Below are 2483 nucleotides of genomic sequence, written 5' to 3' on the forward strand. Positions count from 1 at the left end.
CGCGGGTTTTTCCTCGGGGAAGGCGTCCACGCGTCAAAATATGTGATTGGTCGGCGCGCCGGACGGGCGCGCCGCCACACTCATCACATCGTCAATCAACCGGAATTTCTTCATGGCAGTCATTCGTCATCACGTCGGCGCGCGCCTCTCCGAAACCGCCATCCATAACGGCACGATCTACCTCGCCGGCCAGATCGCCGAAGACACCACGCAGGACATCAAGGGCCAGACGCGTGAAGTGCTCGGCCATATCGACCGCCTGCTCGCCGAAGCGAACAGCGACAAGGCGCATCTGCTGTCGGTGCAGATCTATATTTCGGATCTGGCGAATTTCGCCGGCATGAACGAGGAGTGGGACGCCTGGGTCGCACAGGGCAACACGCCGCCGCGTGCCACTGTCGAGGCGAAGCTCGCGGATCCCGCGCTGCTCGTCGAGATCGTCGTCGTCGCCGCTCAGCGGAGCTGACCGTTTCGCGATGACCGCACCTCGCCAGCCAGCACGATGAGCGCCGATACCGTTTCCACATCCGCAGCCGCGTCGCCGTCGTTCGAAGACGTGCTGGCGTTCGTGCGCGAGCACGCGGGCGACGCGCGGCTGCTTTCCGGCGAACCGCTGGCGGATCACGCGGCAGGCACCGCGTCGATCATGCGCACGCTGAACGTCGATCCGCCCGCGGTGCGGGCGGCGGCGCTGTTTGCGCTGACGCCGCACCTGATCGATCCCGAGCGCCAGCTGACGGAACGGTTCGGCGACGAGGTTGCGGGCCTCGTGTTCGATGTGCGCAAGTTGTTGCGGCTCGGCACGGTCAGCCTGCGCGCCGCGCAGCACGCGGTGCCGGAGGGCGGGCGCGATGCGGCGGCCGCACGCCGCGCGCAGATCGAAGCGCTGCGCAAGATGCTGCTCGCATTTGCGCAGGACATCCGCGTCGTGCTGATCCGGCTCGCGTCGCGGCTCCAGTCGCTGCGCTACTACGCGGCGGCGAAGGTGACGCCGCCGCCGGATGTCGCGCGCGAGACGCTCGACATCTACGCGCCGCTCGCGAACCGGCTCGGCATCTGGCAGCTGAAATGGGAGCTGGAAGATCTGGCGTTCCGCTTCGAGGATGGCGTCACGTACAAGCGGATCGCGAAGCTGCTCGACGAGAAGCGCATCGAGCGCGAAGCCTACGTCGCGGAGGCGATCGAACGCCTGCAGCAGGAGCTGGCCGCTGCGCACATCCAGGCGGAGGTGAGCGGCCGCCCGAAGCATATCTACAGTATCTTGCGCAAGATGCGCGGCAAGGAGCTCGACTTCTCCGAGCTGTACGACGTGCGCGCATTCCGCGTGATCGTGCCGGACATCAAGGATTGCTATACGGTGCTCGGCATCGTGCATCACCTGTGGCAGCCGGTGCCGAAGGAATTCGACGACTACATCTCGCGTCCGAAGCCGAACGGCTACAAGTCGCTGCACACGGTCGTGATCGGCGACGACGGGCGGGCATTCGAAGTGCAGATCCGCACGCACGAGATGCATCGCTTCGCCGAATACGGCGTCGCCGCGCACTGGCGGTACAAGGAAGCGGGCACGCGCGGCTACGGCGGCCAGTTCTCGGCGAGCGACAAGTACGACGAGAAGATCGCCTGGCTGCGTCAGTTGCTCGCATGGAAGGACGACGTCGAGGACGGCGGCGCAGTGGAGGGCGACGGCGGCAAGGCGTGGGCGCAATTGCGCGAGACGACGCTCGACGACGACCACATCTACGTGCTGACGCCGCAGGCGCGCGTGATCGCATTGCCGCAGGGCGCGACGCCGGTGGATTTCGCCTACCACCTGCACAGCGAACTGGGTCATCGTTGCCGCGGCGCGCGCGTCGACGGCGCGATGGTGCCGTTGAATACCCCGCTCGCGAACGGCCAGACGGTCGAGATCGTCGTGGTGAAGGAGGGCGGTCCGTCGCGCGACTGGCTGAATCCGCAGCTCGGATACATCAAGAGTCCGCGTGCGCGCCAGAAGGTGCGTGCGTGGTTCAACGCGATCGAGCTGGAAGAGAACATCGCCCACGGGCGCGCGCTCGTCGAAAAGACGCTGCAGCGCGAGGGCAGGACGTCGGTGAATCTCGATCACCTCGCGGCGAAGCTCGGTTTCAAGTCGACTGACGAACTGTTTTCCGCCGTCGGCAAAGAGGCATTCAGCCTGCGCAACATTGAACTGGCGCTGTCGGATGCGCCGCCGCCGGAGCCTGCGCCCGAAGCGCCCGCCGATTTCGAAAAGCGCAGCAGCGGTGCGAGTGTCGCGCATGGTGCGTCGACTGGCGTGCTGGTCGTCGGCGTCGATGCGCTGCTGACGCAGCTTGCGCGTTGCTGCCGGCCGGCGCCGCCCGATCCGATCAGCGGTTTCGTGACGCGCGGCAAGGGGATGTCGATCCACCGCAGCGACTGCGCGATGTTCCGCCGCATGGCGGAGCGCGCGCCGGAGCGCGTGCTGCAGACGACCTGGTCCG

At 66.7% G+C, this 2483-nt stretch carries 2 protein-coding genes; both read left to right on the top strand.

Annotated elements, in window-relative coordinates; all coding sequences use genetic code 11:
• Window positions 1-112 precede the first annotated feature (112 nt).
• A complete protein-coding gene (locus KH616_RS24085) occupies window positions 113-466 on the top strand; it encodes a RidA family protein (RefSeq protein ID WP_292253685.1) in 354 nt (117 codons plus the stop codon).
• Window positions 467-502: 36 nt separating this feature from the next.
• The coding region (locus tag KH616_RS24090; protein ID WP_292253688.1) for a bifunctional (p)ppGpp synthetase/guanosine-3',5'-bis(diphosphate) 3'-pyrophosphohydrolase at window positions 503-2483 on the top strand (1981 nt) is incomplete at its 3' end.

The sequence above is a fragment of the Burkholderia sp. genome (assembly GCF_018375725.1).
In the GTDB taxonomy this organism is placed as follows: Bacteria; Pseudomonadota; Gammaproteobacteria; order Burkholderiales; family Burkholderiaceae; genus Burkholderia.